A 17,922-nucleotide genomic window follows, 5' to 3' on the forward strand; every position below is an offset into this window, starting at 1 on the left:
TCACAAAGTTTGCTAGACTGTGAAGAGCTATCCAACTAGCTTCTTTAAGTTAGTGCCTAATAATGACTCTCACAAAGAGAAAGGAACTTCCGTGGCTTCTGAAGACAACAAAGTAGTGCTCCAGTACCCAGGCGGCGAGTACGAGATGGACATCAAGCAGTCCACCGAGGGTGACTCCGGCTTTGACATCTCCAAGCTCCGTAACGAAACCGGACTTGTTACCTTCGACCCTGGTTACACCTCCACCGGTTCCACCGAGTCCAAGATCACCTTCATTAATGGTGAAGAGGGCATCCTGCGCCACCGTGGCTACGACATTGCAGACCTTGCAGAAAATGCTTCCTTCAACGAAGTTTCTTACCTCCTGATCAAGGGTCACCTGCCCAACGAGGAAGAGCTCAGCCACTTTAATAAGGAAATTCGCCACCACACCCTGCTGGATGAGGATTTCAAGGCCGCGTTCAACATCTTCCCGCGCAACGCACACCCGATGGCGGTGCTAGCTTCCTCCCTTAACATTCTCTCCGCTTACTACCAGGACCAGCTCAACCCGCTGGACCCAGAGCAGCTGGATAAGGCAACCGTTCGCCTGCTGGCTAAGGTGCCAATGCTGGCCGCCTATGCCTACCGAGCTTCCCAGGGTAAGCCTTATATGTACCCGGATAATAGCCTGAACGCCCGCGAGAACTTCTTGCGCATGATGTTTGGCTACCCAACCGAGGAATACGAGGTTGACCCGGTCGTAGCTAAGGCCCTGGATAAGCTACTCATTCTGCACGCTGACCACGAGCAGAACTGCTCTACTTCCACCGTGCGCATGATTGGTTCCGCGCAGGCGAACATGTTCGTCTCTATTGCTGGCGGCATTAACGCTCTGTCCGGCCCACTGCACGGTGGTGCAAACCAAGCCGTTCTGGAGATGTTGGAAGATATCCAGAACAACCACGATGGTGACGCTACCGACTTCATGAACCGCGTGAAGAATAAGGAAAAGGGCGTTCGCCTCATGGGCTTCGGCCACCGCGTGTACAAGAACTACGACCCACGCGCTGCCATCGTCAAGGAGACCGCACACGAGATCATCGATCACTTGGGTGGCGACCCGATGCTGGATCTGGCCATGAAGCTGGAAGAGATTGCGCTGAACGATGACTACTTTGTCTCCCGCAAGCTCTACCCGAACGTGGACTTCTACACCGGCCTGATCTACCGCGCCATGGGCTTCCCGACGGACTTCTTCACCGTCCTCTTTGCTATCGGCCGCCTGCCGGGCTGGATTGCTCAGTACCGCGAGCAGCTGGAGATCAACACCAAGATCAACCGTCCGCGCCAGATCTACACCGGCGAGTCCCTGCGTAAGGTTACCCCACGTAACGAGCGCTAAAGCGCCCCGCGGGTTCGCCGAATTAAGCCGAATCGGGTGGTAGCACCTATAATAGGTGCAGCTCGGTTCGGTTTTTAATGCGACCGCACGAACAAACTAGATTTCCCAAGGAGAATAATCCCCATGGATAAGCCTGTTATTGAAGCCCAGTCTGGCCCAGCGCCGACGGACCTTGTCGTAGAAGACATCGTCGTCGGCGACGGTGCTGAGGCACAGCCTGGTGCCGTAGTGGAGGTCCACTACGTCGGCGCTGAATACGAGACCAACCAAGAGTTCGATTCCTCGTGGGACCGTGGCCAGTCCATCGAGTTCCCACTGACCGGTCTCATTGCCGGCTGGCAGGAGGGCATTCCGGGAATGAAGGTGGGCGGCCGTCGCAAGCTCATCATTCCGCCGGAAAAGGCCTATGGTCCTGCCGGCGGTGCGCACCCGCTATCCGGCCGCACCTTGGTCTTTATCATTGACCTCATCCGCGCCGACTAGAAGCGCTTAACCCCAGGTTCGCCCTGGGGTTTCGTCGTTTTCGGCGCGGCTTTAAAAACTGCGGCACAATGGAGGGCATGACTGTGCCAACCGTAACTTTTAATGATGACCGCGAAATGCCCCAACTGGGCCTAGGTACGTACAAGCTCTATGACGAGGAATGTATCCGCATTATTCGTGAGGCCATCGACTTGGGCTACCGCCACTTCGATACCGCTACGCTGTACAAGAACGAAGAGGCGGTAGGCACCGCCCTCAAGCAGGCAATGGATGCCGGCGATGTCACCCGCGATGAGCTCTTTGTTACTTCCAAGGTCTGGCATTCTCACCAGGGCGCGCACAAGGTAGAAGAAGCTTTCCAGCAGTCGCTGAAGGATCTGCAGCTGGACTATCTTGACCTGTATCTCATCCACTGGCCGTGGCCGCAGGGTGGCCTATACAACGAGACCTTTGAGGCTATCGCTCGCTTGCAAGGTATGGGCCAGATTGCGTCTATCGGCGTGGCCAGCTTCTACGAGGACGTGCTCAAGGACTTGATTTCCACCACCGGTATTTCTCCGGTGCTTAACCAGGTGGAGATTCACCCGGGTTTTACTCAGTCCGGCTTGCGCGCCTTCCATCACGATAACGACATCGTCACCGAGGCATGGGCCCCGTTGGCACGCGGGGTAGTGCTCAATAACCCAGTGATTGAGCAAGCTGCCGCTGACCACGAGGCCACCGAGGGCCAGGTAGTTCTGTCCTACCTCATGTCCAAGGGTATGTCCGTGATTCCGAAGTCCGCGCGCACCGAGCGGCTAAAGGAAAACCTCGCCGCCACCGAGCTGGAGCTTACGGCGGAGGAAGTATCCGCCATCGATGCCCTGGAAGGCCAGGAGGGCTTTGGTCGCATGTTTAACGACCCGCGCGAGTTCCCTGGCGACGAGGAATAGTCTCACCCGCAGTTTAAGCCCCCTCACCGGGGGCTTTTCTTTTGTCAAGCGACTGTTAACAATCTTCGCAAAAAGGGGGTTGTTTCCACCGATGGGGGTAGTTGGCTAAAGACGTTGATCCAGCTCGGCGGAACCTATGAGCTTGAAAGGGTGGAGAGGTGAGGTGTTTTCTTGGCAGAGTTCACAACCTTGCAGAAAATGTTCGGTAACTTACATGTCAACGCGGATAGTGATTAATGACACATTATCTCGTGTGACCTAAGTTCCTCTCACCCAAGGAGACGAAGCTCTATGAGTGACGTAGCTGCAACTCCTGTCTCGCGCCGCGAACCCACCGGTAGCGAGTTCATCGCGATGCGCGACTCCGCCGAATTCGGCGAGCTGCGCCGTACTTACCGGAGTTTTACTTTTCCCATGACCGTGGCCTTCTTTGTGTGGTACGTGGTCTACGTTTTAGCTGCCGTGTTTGCCCCTAGCTTTATGGCAATCGAGCTTGGTGGCGGCTGGAATATCGGACTGGTTTTCGGCCTAGCCCAGTTCCTCACCACCTTCATTATCACGTGGATCTATGTGAAGTACGCCAATAAGAATATCGAGCCTAAGTCGGCCGTCATCCGTGAAAAGTTGGAGGGCATGTAATGATTACCACCACCCTCGCCGCCGAATCTTCCGCTGGCAATCCCATCTTGAACATCTCCATTTTCGGCATCTTCCTTTTCATCACCATGGCGGTGGTGCTGCGCGCCGGAAAGACCACGAAGAAAGCCTCGGACTTTTATACCGGTGGCGGCACCTTCTCCGGCCGACAAAACGGCCTCGCCATCTCTGGTGACTACCTCTCCGCTGCATCGTTCCTGGGCATCGTTGGCGCTGTGGCGCTCAATGGCTACGACGGCTTTTTGTACTCAGTCGGCTTCTTTGTTGCCTGGCTGGTAGCACTCATGCTCGTTGCCGAGCCTATGCGTAACGTTGGACGCTTCACCATGGCGGATGTCTTGTCTTTCCGTTTGAAGCAGAAGCCCGTGCGCGTAGCAGCGTCCATCGCCACCCTCTTTGTCACGCTCTTCTACCTCATCGCACAGATGGCAGGCGCAGGATCTCTAGTGGCCGTGCTGCTGGATATCCACGATTTTAAGTGGCAGGCGGTCGTCGTGGGCGTCGTTGGTGTGCTCATGATTGTCTATGTTCTGGTCGGCGGCATGAAGGGCACCACCTACGTGCAGATGATCAAGGCCGTACTGCTGGTAGCCGGTGTGGTCATCATGTGCTTCTTGGTATTCATTGCACTGCGCGGCGGTTTTAGCACCCTGTTCAATAACGCCATTGATATGCACGCCGCCTCTGAACAGATTAAGGAGAAGGGCTATGAAGCTAAAGACATCATGGCCCCTGGCCTGAAATACGGCGCCACCACCGCCACCAAGCTGGATTTCATCTCCCTAGGCATTTCGCTGGTGCTTGGTGTGGGCGGTCTGCCGCACGTGTTGATGCGCTTCTACACCGTGCCTACCGCTACTGAAGCCCGCCGTTCTGTTACCTGGGCGATCGTTATCATCGGCGCCTTCTATCTCATGACCTTGGTCCTGGGGTACGGCGCCGCCGCCTTGGTCGGTCCGGACCGCATCGTCGCCGCGCCGGGCGGGGCTAATGCCGCGGCACCACTGCTTGCGCTGGAGATTGGCGGCTCTATCTTCATGGCGGTTATTTCCGCAGTGGCCTTCGCCACCGTGCTTGCCGTGGTTGCTGGCCTGGCCATTACCGCCTCGGCATCCATCGCCCACGATATTTACCATGCGGTCATCCGCAACGGTAAGTCCACCGAGGCCGAGCAGGTTCGCATTTCCCAGGCCACCGTGGTGGTCCTCGGCATCGTCTCCATCATCCTGGGCATCCTGGCCATGACCCAGAACGTGGCATTTTTGGTCTCCTTGGCCTTCGCGGTTGCGGCTTCTGCCAACCTGCCGACGATCCTGTACTCCCTGTACTGGCGCCGCTTCAATACCGCAGGCGCGGTGGCCTCCATGTACACCGGTGTGGTGTCCTGCCTGGTGCTCATCTTCTTCTCCCCAGCAGTCTCCGGTTCTGAGACCTCCATGTTCCCCGGTGCGGACTGGGCTGTCTTCCCGCTCTCCTCGCCGGGGCTGGTATCCATTCCGCTGTCCTTCTTCGTCGGCTGGTTGGTCTCCATCATGACCAAGCCAGACGACTTGGAGGAGCTTTCTGCAGAAATGGAAGTCCGCTCGCTTACCGGCGTGGGCGTGGAGGCACCCGTCCAGCATTAATTGCCTAGATAGTGCACTCAACCGGTAACATGTATCGACGTGTTTAAAACGTCGTTGACTCGCAAGGCGGCATCAGCCAAGGCTGGTGCCGCTTTGGCCGTATGCATGCTCGCCCTGACCACTACTGCATGCAGCAACGATGAACGCGAAAGCGGCGCGCTTGCCGATGCCCCCTCGGGCGCAACAGACACCAACCGCGACGTCCCACCAGAAGTCAATGAGTTTCTAGAAGGCGATGAGGGGCGCTCTGTTACCTATATTCGGCTGCATGATGGCATGCATATGGGTTCTGCCTCGGAGCACGAGGCTCGCCCGGCGCTCAGCCTCATCAAACTCTATATCGCCACCTACGTCATGGAAAAGGGCGAGTACGAAGATAAGTATGAGGCGCTGGATATGATCGCTAGCTCCTCCGATAAGTCCGCCGAAGACCTCTTTGAAAAATACCCAGAATCCATCGACACCATTGCCGATGAATTCAAGTTGGAATCCACCAAAGCCGGCGAGAAATGGGGTTACTCGCAGACCTCTACGTATGACGTCGCCAGCTTCATTTCGCAGCTCATCGAGCGCGATGAAACCCACCCAGTGCTCGTAGCTATGGCACATGCCGATCCCATCTCTGAGGATGGCTACCGCCAGGACTATGGCACCGCCAAGCTCTCTAACGTGGTGGGCAGCAAGTGGGGCTGGTCCAATGATAAGTCCATCAACTCTTCCGTCTCCTTTGGTGAGAACTTCGTAGCCGCTGCCTCCATCAATGGCTCATCCGATGAGCTTACTGATTACGTAAAAGATGAGGTCACCGGAAAGAGCTTGGGCAAGGCTACCGAGCGTTTCCTCAAGTACAAAGACGGCGAGGACGTGCCGCCGATTGAAACCACTACCTCGGAGACCTCCACGACGTCGTCTAGCAAGAAGGATAAGGACGAAAAACCCGGCACAGGGAAGAAGGATAAATCCGCGTCGAAGGAACCTACCAGCGAATCCACTACGTCCGAAAAGAAGGATAAAGGCAGCTCCGATAAGAAGTCCACAGATAAAAAGAAAGGCTCAGAGAAAACCTCCGAGCCCTCTAAAAAGTAGTACTACCGCGCCTTAGCAACCGTTTCTGCGACGATCTTCGCTAGCTGGCGAATTTGATCGTTGCTCAACGTTTTACCATTGAAAGTGACGCCATCCGCAGTTACCTGCGGTAGGTCTGGCAGCTCTGGATGTTTGCTCTGTAGCTGCGAGCTCAGCTGATTTACCAGGTCGGACGAGCCATTGCTCGGCGCCGTGGCCTGCGGCTGAGTCTTTGGCTGTGTTTTCTTAGTGGTTGGCTTCTTCGCCGGTGCAGGTGCTGCGGACTTGCCCGGTGTCCACTGGCCCCAGTCATCGGCGTAGACCTCGTTAACGTCTACGATGACGCCACCAATGGTCTGCTGTTTGCCGTGCGGCAGCTGGTGAATAGTGGTGCGCGGGTGAATCTTGCCGTTAGAGCCCCAGTCATGCATCCAGAAATACTTGCCGATGCCATCCTGGATTGCCCACTCGATGGTGTTGTAATTGCCGTAGACACCTGTCTGGTAGCCGGCCAGCTCCAGCGTCTTGGAAAACGCCTGCAGGTATGGGCGGATTTGGCGGGTGTACTGCTCGCGGGTGGGGTTATCGTCGATAGCAATGTAGATAGGGCGGTTGGTTGGGCCGCCTGCCTTCTTGTGCAGCGCAATCGCCTTCGGTGCATGGACTGCTGCACCTGCTGCGCCCTGTTTCCAATCCGCGGTCTCCGCGCGGCCAAACTGGTAAACGGAAGCGGTAGGCAGGCCTGCTGCCGCATTGGCCTTGGTCTCTTTCAGGGTTACCGGCTTGCCGGCCATCCACGCTGCGTCTGGGCGTTTGTCGGAGACGTACCGAATCGCACCCATATGGCCGGCCTTTTTAATCGCCTGCGGGGAAGGGACACCGGCAGAGTAATCGATGATGGTGCCGCGCACCGGTCCGAGCGCCGCCGCATGGGGAGCGGCAGCACCGATGGCGCCTGCAGTCAGTGCGAGAGCGCCGACCTTAAAGAGGCCGCGACGGGAGAAAGATGGTGACATGTTGAGCTCCTGCAGTAATCACATTTGTCACAGTAGTTAACAATTGCACCATAGCAGGAGGTCTAGGGTCCCAGCCGGAACGAAATCGCATGTCGCGCTTTTACTTTGGGAAACTATTTTGAGTCGTTGCTAAACAACACTCGTGTGGGATTCTCAACCGTGCGCGATACCGTGCAGTCCTTCTCATAGGAGATGCGAATCAGGTTGTCCACGAGCCTGCGAGCTTGGTTACCCTCTGGCGTATCCGGGAACGATAGATCGAACCCCACACGAACCTCTGACAGGCGCGATGCCCCGTCCTCATTTACGCGGTCGCCTTCCACATGCACATCAAAAGATTCCGGCTCCGCGCGCCGGGACGTCACCACATCCACGTCTACCGCGGAGCACCCCGCAACGGCTGCAAGCAAAAGTTCAACGGGGGAGAGGAGTCCCTCACCACTGCCAAACTCAATGCTGGCTCCGGCGGAATTGGTAGCGCGGTATACGGCGGTGTCGAGGCGGGTGAGGTCTACGGTGTACTGCTTTACTACTTCAGACATGTGGCCAGTTTAAGGCGAGGGATTAGGTCATTCGAGTGGTCCAAGGACACACTTATCGGAATATCCGCGTGTTTAGTAGTGATTTAGAAAGTCTGCGTATTGTGAATTCCATGAAGGTCATTGCTATTTACGCGACGGAAACCATGTCTGATTGGGAGTATGCCTACCTCACAACGCAGGTAGCTGAAGCTGAGGCCCAAGTACCGGATCGCTTCAAGGTCTTGTTTGTTGGCGAATCGCTAGAAGCCGTTCGCTCCAAGGGCGGAATCGAGATAGTTCCAGTCCTGACCTTGCAGGACATCCAGAATAGGACTGATATTGCGGCGTTCGTGGTGCCAGGAGCAGATACATACTTTGACGGGCACGAACAGCTGTTGGAGACGATTAAGGTCTTAAATGAGAACCATGTGCTCTTGGCAGCAATCTGTGGTGGAACTTTGGCTTTTGCTCGTGCTGGGGTGCTGGACCACTGCGAACACACTTCAAATGCGCAAGGCTTTCTTGCCTCAGTGAACTACGCCAATATCGATGGCTATAAAGAAGAAGATGCAGTTTTTGATGGTGGAGTGATAACAGCATCAGGCTTGGCTCCAGCGTCTTTCACCGCGGCGGTATTGCGCGCGGCGGGCGTTTACCCAGATGATGTCGTGGACGCTTGGATTCAATTGCATGAGCAAAGAACAGAAGCGGCCTTCGTTGAACATATGAATATGGTTCAGGCGTGGGCCTGTTCAAACTAGCTGGAGTTACCGAAGACCACTTCAACGATTCGGGTTCTTGTTGAAACAAAAGCGGCCTGGCATTCAGCGCTTGTATTTCTCGGCGCAGGCCTTTGAATATTAAGCTACCGGACCTAATAGTCAACCAACTAGTTGACCGCAACTTCAACCAGCCCTGTGATTCAAAACGATGACGAATGTAGAAGTATAAGTCCTTAGAGTATTTGATTCATCGCTAATCCGGCCGTGGCAGCGGTTGGGAAGGAGAATGACCATGAAAGCTCTGTATTGAGCATCCAATTTCTACCTCGTATTGGGATTGGGCGCTGGTGTGTTCTACCGAGAATTCACGCGTGCCAATGATTTCCCCGCGGGGGAGTTCACTCAGCTAAGCGTGGCGCATACTCACTTGCTGGCGCTCGGTTTCATGATGAGCCTTATCTTCTTGGTATTGGAGAAGGTCTTTGGTCTGTCACGAAATCGTGGTCAGTTCAATGCGTTCTTTTGGCTGTATAACGTCGGCGTGGTCGTCACCGTCGGCGTCATGATCTGGCACGGGTGCTTGACCGTATTGGGGGAGGAGTCCACTGCAATGATCTCCGGGATCGCTGGTCTTGGTCATATCCTCACTACTATTGGCCTGATTGCATTCATTGCAGCACTAGGCAACGCCATCAGCGAGGCTCAAGAGGCTTAGGCCCAACCCGTAGCAGGTGACTAATGATGAGCGAGATGGTTACTAAATAGGCGCAGTGTCTCCACGGCGAGACTGGATCTAGCTAAGGCGCGATGGGGCAGGAGTTCGTTTATCGTCCTGCCTGCAGCGCAGTTGTAGGCCGCAGGAATGATTGCTGATAGTTGGGGTCGCAAGCGTTCATTTCTGGCGTGGCTGCGGTCGGATCATTGCCTTGCCATTGACGCTCTACGGCTTGGGCTTTGTGCCTGTGCGGTTGGTAGGCATACTGCTCAGCGAGATTCCGGTGAATAGCTCCGGTCAGGCTTCGACCACCCAGAGTACGGTCCGCCAGGTCGGTTCCGCGCTGGGCACCGCGGTTTCTGGGTCGGTATTTTCCATGGCACTTCGGCTAACGCTGCCCAAGACGCTGGAGGCGGCCGGCATCATGGGGCTGGGGGCCGATGGCATAGCAGAAGCAACGCGCCAATCAGCCGGTTTCGCTATTGCAGTACTGCGCGCTCAAGGTGGGCATAGTCCCCCTTTGGCGAGCAGACCAGCGTTGTGGTGCAGGCGCTTAGCGATGGCATGACCGAAGCCGTTCGATACTCGATTCTTGCTGCAACGGCATTCCTGGTGCTGGGCTTTATTAGTGCGATGCGGGTTCGCCGTGCTGCGAACGAAAGCAGTTCCATGGAGCAATCGAACTGATTTATTGCCAGAAAGTTAGTGTAAGTCTGTTGTTTTCCTGGGCGGATTAGATGAGCATAGTTTTTCCACCTTCAACTACGAGGGCTTGCCCATCCCTCAGCAGTAGGAGATTCCAATCTTGTCCGTACTGCGCAACAGTTTCACTGATGACGTTTATAGAATAAGGACCAGTTGTTCCTTGGGCGTGGGGAATAATGACATACGGAGTGAGATTTAGTCCTGTGTGGTCGGTGAGCTGCGGTGCCGTCCGCGGATCGTCCATGATTGATGCCGGTTCGATTGAAGGTCCTGCAACCATTGCGCCGGCAGAACTTCCAGCGTAAAGCGTGCCGTTCTGGACCGCTTCAACTAGCAGGTGGTCGGTACCAGTGAGTCTCAGCGCATCAAGGAGACGGAATGCCTCGCCGCTCGCAACATAGATGCAGTCGGCTAAGTTGATTTCATTGCGTATGTCGCTCGGTTGCGCCTGCGCCACGGTTAAGGGGATTAGTTCCTCTGCCGCATTGCGAATGGTTGTCAACTCTGTTTGGGCGAACGGGGCTTGGCTCATTCCCGCGGCAGCATCATCGATGTACAGCACTCGACCCGAAATGTATTTGCTGATTTCTGGGTGTAGGTATGAGGCGAGGAGTAAGTGCATAGGTTTAGTCTACGTGAGCGCCTTATATGCTTGGGGCAGCAATATCGGAGTATTGAATAATCGGAAAAGTCTCGAGACGCCGATCGGAACGATGTCTCGAGACTTCACATGGTGCCCCAGAGTGGATTCGAACCACCGACACCGGCTTTAGGAGAGCCGTGCTCTATCCCCTGAGCTACTGGGGCGGGGTTGCGTGTGCAACTTGGCTAATCATAGCAGTGGGGCAGGGGTGCCCCGAAATGGCTGGGGCTTGGCTTAGCTCTCGGCCAATTCCTTCTGCTTATTGCGCACGGAGGAAGCTGGTGGGTTGGTTTCGTGGGTGCCGTCGGAGTAAAGGACGGTGGGAATGATGCGGTTGCCGTCGTTGACGGATTCAATCCAGGCGTTGATGTCCTCGGTGTTGTCGGCCTCGACGTCGACAAGCTCGTACGGGGTTTCGGTGCGGTCTAGGTTTTTGATGAGCTTGGCGCAGAAGGGGCACCAGTCGGCGTAGAAGATGGTGACGTCGGAGTTGGTTTCTGGGGTAGCAACAGACATTAGGCTGCATCCTTTCGGTCGTAGGTTAAAAAGCGGTACTTGATGGGAAGATCGCTGGCCTCTTGGTCTGGCAGAGCGAGATGGCCCTTGGCGGAGGTGAGCCAGTCGGTGCTGTGGGCGAGGCCGAATTCCTCGGGGATTTCGGGGGCATAGATGGATTTATCGCCGTATGTATCCCCGATATTGACGCCCATGAGGGTGACCTCAATGCGGTCAACCTGATCCAAGGTGGCGGAGTAGATTTGGCCGCCGCCGATGACCCAGGCGTCGGAAAGCGGGGGCATAGCGGTGATGACCTGGGCGCCGGCGGACCACTGGCCGGGTGTGCGGGAGGAGAGCACGTAATTCTCCCGGCCGGGAAGTGGACGGAATTTAGGATTGAGTGACTCCCAGGTTTTTCGGCCCATGATGACCGGCGCGCCCATGGTCACGTCCTTAAAGTGCTTGAGGTCTTCCGGCACGTGCCAGGGCATTTGCTCGCCATCGCCAATGATTCCATCGAGGGACTGTGCCCAGATTGCGCCCAACATTAGACGGATACCTGCGCCTTGATGGTGGGGTGGGGGTCGTAGCCCTCAATCTCAAAGTCGGCGAAGTCATAGGAGAACATGTCTTTCGCCTTGTGCAGGTTGAGCTGCGGGTACGGGCGTGGCTCGCGGGAGAGCTGCTCTTTGACCTGCTCTACGTGGTCGTTATAGATATGGCAATCGCCGCCGGTCCAGATAAGCTCGCCCACCTTGAGCCCGGCTTGCTGGGCAAACATGTGGGTCAGCGCCGCGTAAGAGGCGATATTGAAGGGCACGCCCAGGAACATATCGGCCGAGCGTTGATAGACCTGCATGGACAGGGTGCCATCGGCCACGTAGAGCTGGAAGAGCAGGTGGCAGGGCATCAGCGCCATTTGGTCTAGCTCCGCGACGTTCCATGCGGAGACCAGATTGCGGCGAGAGTCCGGGTTCTTCTTCAGGGTGTCGAGCGCCTGCTGGATCTGGTCAATGTGCTGGCCATCCGGGGTAGGCCAGGAGCGCCACTGCACGCCGTAGACCGGCCCTAGCTCGCCATTGTCATCCGCCCACTCATTCCAGATGCGGACCTTGTTGTCCTGCAGGAACTTGATATTGGACTCGCCTTTGAGGAACCACAAAAGCTCGCCCAATACCGCGTGGAAATAGACCTTCTTGGTGGTCAGCAGCGGGAAGGACTCGGCCAGGTTATAGCGCAGCTGCGCACCAAAAATGGAGCGCGTGCCGGTGCCGGTGCGGTCGCCTTTGGGCGTGCCGGTCTCTAGGACCTTTTTCAGCAGATCCTCGTACGGGGTCTCAATCATGGGCATTAGTTTAGAAGCCGCCGTTCTCCTCGGCAAAGGCCTGGGCGTGCTCCAAGATTTCATCTTTGAGCTCGGGGCGGCAGATGAGGATATCCGGGATGAAGGTGTCCTCATTATTGAACCGGATTTCGGAGCCGTCGAGGCGGCAGCAGTGCAGACCGGAAGCTTGTGCGACGCCCACCGGGGCGGCCTGATCCCACTCGTACTGGCCACCGGCGTGGATATAACCGTCATAATCGCCGAGCAGCACGTGCATGGCCTTGGCACCCGCGGAGCCGACGCCCACGATTTCATAGCCCATTTTCTCCGCAATATAGTCGGCTACCTTGGGCGGGCGATTGCGGGAGACGACGAACTTCTTAGACAGCGGGCCGGTGACCGCCCGAACGTCCGAGGACTTGAAGGTAACGCCGAGATCCGGCAGGCCCACCGCCGCGTGGATGGGGATACCGTTTTCTACCAGGGCGATGTGTACGGCCCAGTCTTGGCGGCCGGTGGCAAATTCCTTGGTGCCGTCGAGCGGATCCACGATCCACACGCGGTCCTTCTTCAAACGGGCCAGGTCATCGGAGGCTTCCTCAGAGAGCATGCCGTCCTGGGGGCGGTGCTGTTCAAGCACGCGAGCGATCCATTCTTGGGCGGCTTCATCGCCGGCGTCGCCAAGCGAAAGGCCCCGTAGCAGGCCCCCGTTGCGCACGCCTTTCAGGATCTCGCCGCAGCCCTGGGCGAGGGAATTGGTCAGGCGGGAATCAGAAATTTCGACGGTCATGGTGCCCACATTACAACGCGGACTAGAGTGTGGGCATGCCAGAAAACATCCTCGACCGCTTCCGGCCCCAAGTAGCGCAGTGGTTTCGGGATGTATTTGCCGCCCCCACCGCAGTGCAGGCGCAGGCCTGGGAGAAGATTTCCCGCGGTGAGCATGCCCTTGTAGTGGCTCCTACCGGCTCCGGTAAGACCCTCGCCGCGTTCTTGTGGGCGCTGAATAATTTGGTTGAACGCGAAGGCCAGCTGGCGCTGCCGGTAGGCTCTGGCGCCTCGGGTTCCGCTGCTGGGGTGAAGGTGCTGTATATCTCCCCGCTGAAGGCACTCGGCGTGGACGTGGAAAATAACCTGCGCGCCCCGCTGACCGGTATCGCGCGCACCGCGGAGAACCTTGGGCTGGATGTACCGGATATCTCGGTAGGCGTGCGCTCGGGAGATACGCCCTCGGCGGAGCGTGCGCGGCAGGTGCGCAAGCCGCCGGATATCTTGATTACCACCCCGGAGTCAGCCTATTTGATGCTTACCTCTAAGGCGGCGGGGATTTTAAAGACGGTGGATACCGTCATTATCGATGAGATTCATGCCCTGGCTGGCACCAAGCGCGGCGTGCACCTGGCGCTGACCTTGGAGCGCCTACAGCAGGTGGCAGGGGACTTCCAGCGCATTGGACTTTCCGCCACCGTGCGTCCGCTGTCTGCGGTATCGAATTTCTTAGGCGGCAACCGCCCAGTAGAAATTGTCGCGCCGGCCGCGGAGAAGAAGTGGCAGCTGGACGTGCATGTGCCGGTAGAGGATATGTCCGATTTGCCCACACCGGAGCAAGGCTCCACCATCGGGGAGATGACGGTGGATGATGCGATTGGCATCAGCTCTCCTTCCGTGGATGAGTCCGCGCTGCCCACGGCCAAGTCCATCTGGCCGTTTATTGAAGATGACCTCTATGCGGAAATCATGGCGCATCGCTCCACACTGGTATTTGTCAACTCTCGGCGCACGGCCGAGCGGCTGACCAGCCGGCTCAATGAGCTCTATGCGCAAGAGCATGATCCGGATTCGCTGTCGCCCGAAACCCGCCGGGACCCAGCCCAGCTGATGAAGCAGGTCGACGTCGCCGGCAAGGCCCCGGCGGTTATCGCCCGCGCCCACCACGGCTCGGTGTCTAAGGATGAGCGCGCGATGACTGAAACCATGCTGAAAGAAGGAACGCTCAAGGCCGTGGTGGCCACAAGCTCGTTGGAGCTGGGCATCGACATGGGTGCAGTGGAGCTAGTCGTACAGGTGGAATCGCCGCCCTCCGTGGCCTCCGGCCTGCAGCGCGTGGGCCGCGCCGGCCACTTTGTGGGCGCGGTCTCGCATGGCTCCTTTTACCCCAAGCACCGCGCGGATCTAGTGCAGTCCACGCTGACGGTATCGCGCATGCGCGCCGGGCTCATTGAAGAGATGCATACCCCGCGCAACCCGTTGGATGTGCTGGCGCAGCAGACGGTGGCGGCGGTGTCCGCGGCTGGTGAGGACGGGCTTGATGCCGATGAGTGGTACGAGATGGTCCGCCGGGCCTGGCCCTACCGCGATCTGGCGCGCGAGGTCTATGACTCCGTGCTGGACCTGGTAAGCGGCGTCTACCCGTCCACGGACTTTGCAGAGCTTAAACCCCGCGTGGTCTATGACCGTGTGGCGGGAGTGATGACCGCGCGGCCTGGTGCCCAGCGGGTAGCTGTCACCAGCGGTGGCACGATTCCGGATCGGGGCATGTTTGGAGTATTCCTTTATACCGGCTCGGGCGAGGGCTCCGGTGGCCCTCCGCGCCGGGTGGGCGAGCTGGATGAGGAGATGGTTTATGAGTCCCGGGTGGGCGATGTATTCACCTTGGGCGCTACCAGTTGGCGCATCGAGGACATCACGCGCGACCAGGTGTTGGTCACACCCGCGCCGGGGCATACCGGCCGCCTGCCGTTTTGGAATGGCGATGGCGCGGGCCGCCCCTATGAGTTGGGCAAGGCGCTAGGTGAGTATCGCCGCGAGGTCTTTTCCTCGCCGGAGACAATCGCGGACGCCGACGATAATGCGCGCTCCAATATCGTGGCTTACCTGCAGGAACAGAACGAGGCCACGGGTGTCATCCCGGATGAAAAGACGTTGGTGCTGGAACGCTTCCGCGATGAGCTAGGCGATTGGCGGGTGGTGCTGCATACCCCGTTTGGCCGGCCGGTCAACTCCGCATGGGCGTTGGCGGTGGGGGCCAGGGTAGGCGAGCGCACCGGCATGGATCCGCAGGCAGTAGCCGGCGATGACGGCATCGTGCTGCGCCTGCCGGAAGCAGAATCCGAACCTGATGGGTCCATCTTCGCCTTCGACGCCGATGAGATTGCCGATATCGTGGCCGAGCAAGTGGGCAATTCCGCGCTCTTTGCCTCCCGCTTCCGCGAGTGCGCGGCGCGTGCGCTGCTCTTGCCTCGGCGCAACCCAGGCAAGCGCGCGCCGCTGTGGCAACAGCGCCAGCGCGCCGAGCAGCTTTTGGACGTCGCTCGCAAGTACCCGTCCTTTCCCATCATCTTGGAGACGGTGCGCGAGTGCGTGCAGGACGTCTACGATGTTCCCGCGCTTACGGAGGTCATGCGAGAGTTAGGCCACCGCCGCATTCGCATTGCGGAGGTCACCACCGAACAGCCCTCGCCTTTTGCCTCTTCGCTGCTGTTTAACTACACCGGCGCGTTTATGTACGAGGGAGATTCCCCGTTGGCAGAAAAGCGCGCGGCTGCCCTGGCCCTTGACCCCGCGCTTTTAGCCAAATTGCTCGGCACGGTGGAGCTGCGCGAGCTGCTCGATCCAGAGATTATCGCTGAGGTCCACGCACAGCTCCAACGCACCGAGCCCTCGCGCCGGGCCCGCACCACCGAAGAGGTAGCGGATCTGCTGCGCGTGCTCGGGCCGATTCCCGTAGACGAGCTGGGCGAGCACACCGACGTGCCGCTTTCCGCCCTGGACCAGCTGGGCACGCGGATTATGCGCGTGCGCATTGGCGGGCGCGAGCACCTAGCCCAGGCCCCGGATGCACCCCTGCTTCGCGACGCCCTCGGCATCCCCATTCCTCCCGGCATCCCCGCCCAAGTGGCCACCATTTCTGATGCCTTGCCGCAGCTGGTCTCGCGCTGGGCGCGCACCCGCGGCCCCTTCGTGTTGCGCGATCTCACCGCGGCTTTCGGCATTTCCGTCTCTGCCGCGCATACCGTCCTCGGCGCGCTTGATGGGGTAGTAGAAGGCCGCTACCGCCAGGGCGTCGACGAGCAGGAATACTGCGCCGCAGCGGTGCTCAAGACCATCCGCTCGCGTTCGCTCGCCGCTGCGCGTGCCGCTACCGAGCCGGTTTCGGGTGCCACTTTTGCCCGCTTTTTGCCGGAGTGGCATAGCATCGCACCAGCTGGAAAGCGTCCGGCCCTGCGCGGGGCCGATGGTGTCTTTTCCGTCATCGAGCAGCTAGCCGGGGTGCGCCTGCCGGCCTCCGCGTGGGAATCGCTCATCCTGCCCGCGCGGGTGGGAGATTATTCGCCCACCATGCTCGATGAACTTACCTCTAATGGCGAGGTGCTCATCCTCGGCGCCGGCAAGGCCGGCGCGGCAGACCCCTGGATCATGCTGCTGCCCTCGGATTACGCGGCCCAGCTAGCCCCGGAAACCGGTGCCGAGGGCGTGAGCATGCTGCAACGTGCCATCCTCGAAGTCCTGGGCCGCGGCGGCGGTTTCCTCTTTGCCGATATCGCCGCCGAGGTCCCCGGCACCACCGAGGAAACCCGCGAGGCCCTGTGGGGACTGGTGGAGATGGGCCTGGTAAGCCCCGATTCCTTCGCACCGATCCGCACCCGGCTTTCTTCCGGCGGCTCGCGCTCAGGTCGCACCGCGCATCGTTCGAAGCGGCGACCCACCCGCTCTCGCCTGCGAATGGGGCGCACCTCCTTCGCCCAAGCTCAGAACGCCGCGGCCGCGCAGACCCCACCCGATGTGATGGGCAGGTGGTCCCTTGCCGTGCCCGCCGCCACCGATGCCACCTCCCGCTCCGTGGCACACGGCGAGGCCTGGCTCGACCGTTATGGCGTGCTCACCCGCGGTTCCGTCGTGGCCGAAGACGTGCTCGGTGGTTTTGCGCTGGCCTATAAGGTGCTCTCCGGTTTTGAGGAATCCGGCGAGGCCATGCGCGGCTACGTGATCGACGGGCTGGGTGCTGCCCAGTTTTCTACGCCTGCCATCATCGACCGCCTGCGCGGCCTGGCCGATTCCCCGGATGTCACCGGATGGCCGTCTGGTACCACCGAGCCCGAGACCTTTGTCCTCGCCGCCTGCGACCCGGCCAATCCCTACGGTGCGGCCCTGCCCTGGCCGCAGCGCGACGACGCTGACGGCAAAGCCACCGGCGGGCCCCCCCGCTCGGCCGGCGCTTTGGTAGTGCTTATCGACGGCCTACCCATCGCCCACCTCACGCGCGGCGGGAAAACCCTCACCACCTTCCTGGAATCGCTGCCGGGTGGCATCGACCCGGCGGAGGTATATCCCCGCCTGGTAAGCGCGCTTACAGACATGGTGGCAAGGGGAGCGCTGTCGCCGTTGGTTATCGAAAAGTGCAATGGCAATCCCATTCATAAGACCGATGCCGCCGCCCACCTGCGCGAAGCTGGTGCCGGAATTACTCCCAAGGGCGTGCGCATCTCCGCTCGTGCCGCCGCTCCGCGCACCCCACGCGCCGGACGCCGCGCGAGCGAGGCCATCGAAGAACTCAGCTTTGATGATCCGCCACCTGCACCGCGCAATAATGGTGGCTTCCGCCCGCGCGGCGGGTACCGTCGCTAAAGATCCA

16 protein-coding genes, 1 tRNA gene and 1 pseudogene are annotated in these 17,922 nt (G+C 58.9%); 10 read left to right on the forward strand and 8 right to left on the reverse strand.

Annotation, left to right across the window (positions count from 1 at the left end):
* The first annotated feature begins 91 nt into the window (after positions 1 to 91).
* From WMP96_RS10580 to WMP96_RS10605, 6 genes are all read left to right on the forward strand, one after another.
* Positions 92 to 1,384: a citrate synthase gene (locus WMP96_RS10580; RefSeq protein ID WP_023022010.1), complete on the forward strand. Its 1,293-nt coding sequence runs from the start codon at positions 92 to 94 to the stop codon at positions 1,382 to 1,384.
* 123 nt (positions 1,385 to 1,507) lie between these two features.
* Positions 1,508 to 1,867, forward strand: a complete 360-nt coding sequence (locus tag WMP96_RS10585; protein ID WP_005323855.1) for an FKBP-type peptidyl-prolyl cis-trans isomerase — start codon at positions 1,508 to 1,510, stop codon at positions 1,865 to 1,867.
* Positions 1,868 to 1,935: 68 nt separating this feature from the next.
* Positions 1,936 to 2,799: an aldo/keto reductase gene (locus WMP96_RS10590; protein WP_340433369.1), complete on the forward strand. Its 864-nt coding sequence runs from the start codon at positions 1,936 to 1,938 to the stop codon at positions 2,797 to 2,799.
* A gap of 291 nt (positions 2,800 to 3,090) precedes the next feature.
* On the forward strand, positions 3,091 to 3,438 hold the full coding sequence (locus tag WMP96_RS10595; protein ID WP_340433372.1) for a DUF485 domain-containing protein: 348 nt from the start codon (positions 3,091 to 3,093) through the stop codon (positions 3,436 to 3,438).
* On the forward strand, positions 3,438 to 5,081 hold the full coding sequence (locus WMP96_RS10600) for a solute symporter family protein (RefSeq protein ID WP_301716738.1): 1,644 nt from the start codon (positions 3,438 to 3,440) through the stop codon (positions 5,079 to 5,081). Before WMP96_RS10595 ends, WMP96_RS10600 begins: the two co-directional genes overlap by 1 nt.
* A 93-nt stretch (positions 5,082 to 5,174) precedes the next feature.
* Positions 5,175 to 6,167, forward strand: coding sequence for a hypothetical protein (locus tag WMP96_RS10605; RefSeq protein WP_275436420.1), 993 nt, complete (start codon positions 5,175 to 5,177; stop codon positions 6,165 to 6,167).
* A gap of 2 nt (positions 6,168 to 6,169) precedes the next feature.
* Here the strand turns inward: WMP96_RS10605 and WMP96_RS10610 are convergent, their stop codons facing one another.
* Both WMP96_RS10610 and WMP96_RS10615 read right to left on the reverse strand, forming a co-directional pair.
* Positions 6,170 to 7,162: a DUF1906 domain-containing protein gene (locus WMP96_RS10610; RefSeq protein WP_239205185.1), complete on the reverse strand. Its 993-nt coding sequence runs from the start codon at positions 7,160 to 7,162 to the stop codon at positions 6,170 to 6,172.
* Positions 7,163 to 7,275: 113 nt separating this feature from the next.
* Positions 7,276 to 7,704, reverse strand: coding sequence for an OsmC family protein (locus WMP96_RS10615; RefSeq protein ID WP_301716737.1), 429 nt, complete (start codon positions 7,702 to 7,704; stop codon positions 7,276 to 7,278).
* Positions 7,705 to 7,814: 110 nt separating this feature from the next.
* Between WMP96_RS10615 and WMP96_RS10620 the strand changes: the two genes are divergently transcribed.
* The 3 genes and pseudogenes from WMP96_RS10620 to WMP96_RS10630 all read left to right on the forward strand — a co-directional run bounded on the left by WMP96_RS10620 (position 7,815) and on the right by WMP96_RS10630 (position 9,688).
* A complete protein-coding gene (locus WMP96_RS10620) occupies positions 7,815 to 8,444 on the forward strand; it encodes a DJ-1/PfpI family protein (RefSeq protein ID WP_239205189.1) in 630 nt (209 codons plus the stop codon).
* Positions 8,445 to 8,730: 286 nt separating this feature from the next.
* Positions 8,731 to 9,120 (forward strand): annotated as a pseudogene (locus WMP96_RS10625) (DUF2871 domain-containing protein); the annotation flags it as partial.
* A 211-nt stretch (positions 9,121 to 9,331) separates the two neighbouring features.
* Complete coding sequence (locus WMP96_RS10630) at positions 9,332 to 9,688, forward strand: hypothetical protein (RefSeq protein ID WP_239205193.1); 357 nt, start codon at positions 9,332 to 9,334, stop codon at positions 9,686 to 9,688.
* 165 nt (positions 9,689 to 9,853) lie between these two features.
* Here WMP96_RS10630 and WMP96_RS10635 read toward each other — a convergent pair whose 3' ends face one another.
* From WMP96_RS10635 to WMP96_RS10660, 6 genes are all read right to left on the reverse strand, one after another.
* Complete coding sequence (locus WMP96_RS10635) at positions 9,854 to 10,447, reverse strand: Type 1 glutamine amidotransferase-like domain-containing protein (RefSeq protein WP_239205195.1); 594 nt, start codon at positions 10,445 to 10,447, stop codon at positions 9,854 to 9,856.
* 109 nt (positions 10,448 to 10,556) lie between these two features.
* Positions 10,557 to 10,632 (reverse strand) — tRNA-Arg (locus WMP96_RS10640).
* A 70-nt stretch (positions 10,633 to 10,702) separates the two neighbouring features.
* Entirely contained in the window at positions 10,703 to 10,984 is a 282-nt protein-coding gene (locus tag WMP96_RS10645; RefSeq protein WP_086588986.1) for a glutaredoxin domain-containing protein, read from the reverse strand.
* Positions 10,984 to 11,514, reverse strand: a complete 531-nt coding sequence (locus tag WMP96_RS10650; RefSeq protein ID WP_239205197.1) for a dihydrofolate reductase — start codon at positions 11,512 to 11,514, stop codon at positions 10,984 to 10,986. The genes WMP96_RS10645 and WMP96_RS10650 overlap by 1 nt, the downstream gene beginning before the upstream one ends.
* Positions 11,514 to 12,317: a thymidylate synthase gene (locus WMP96_RS10655; RefSeq protein ID WP_239205199.1), complete on the reverse strand. Its 804-nt coding sequence runs from the start codon at positions 12,315 to 12,317 to the stop codon at positions 11,514 to 11,516. The genes WMP96_RS10650 and WMP96_RS10655 overlap by 1 nt, the downstream gene beginning before the upstream one ends.
* A 4-nt stretch (positions 12,318 to 12,321) precedes the next feature.
* Positions 12,322 to 13,080 carry a 3'(2'),5'-bisphosphate nucleotidase CysQ gene (locus tag WMP96_RS10660; RefSeq protein WP_239205201.1) on the reverse strand — a complete coding sequence of 253 codons (759 nt, stop codon included), beginning with the start codon at positions 13,078 to 13,080 and terminating at the stop codon, positions 12,322 to 12,324.
* 35 nt (positions 13,081 to 13,115) lie between these two features.
* Between WMP96_RS10660 and WMP96_RS10665 the strand changes: the two genes are divergently transcribed.
* Complete coding sequence (locus tag WMP96_RS10665) at positions 13,116 to 17,915, forward strand: ATP-dependent helicase (protein WP_301716736.1); 4,800 nt, start codon at positions 13,116 to 13,118, stop codon at positions 17,913 to 17,915.
* Positions 17,916 to 17,922: the final 7 nt, after the last annotated feature.

The organism is Corynebacterium sp. KPL4035 (assembly GCF_037908325.1).
In the GTDB taxonomy this organism is placed as follows: domain Bacteria; phylum Actinomycetota; class Actinomycetes; order Mycobacteriales; family Mycobacteriaceae; genus Corynebacterium; species Corynebacterium kefirresidentii.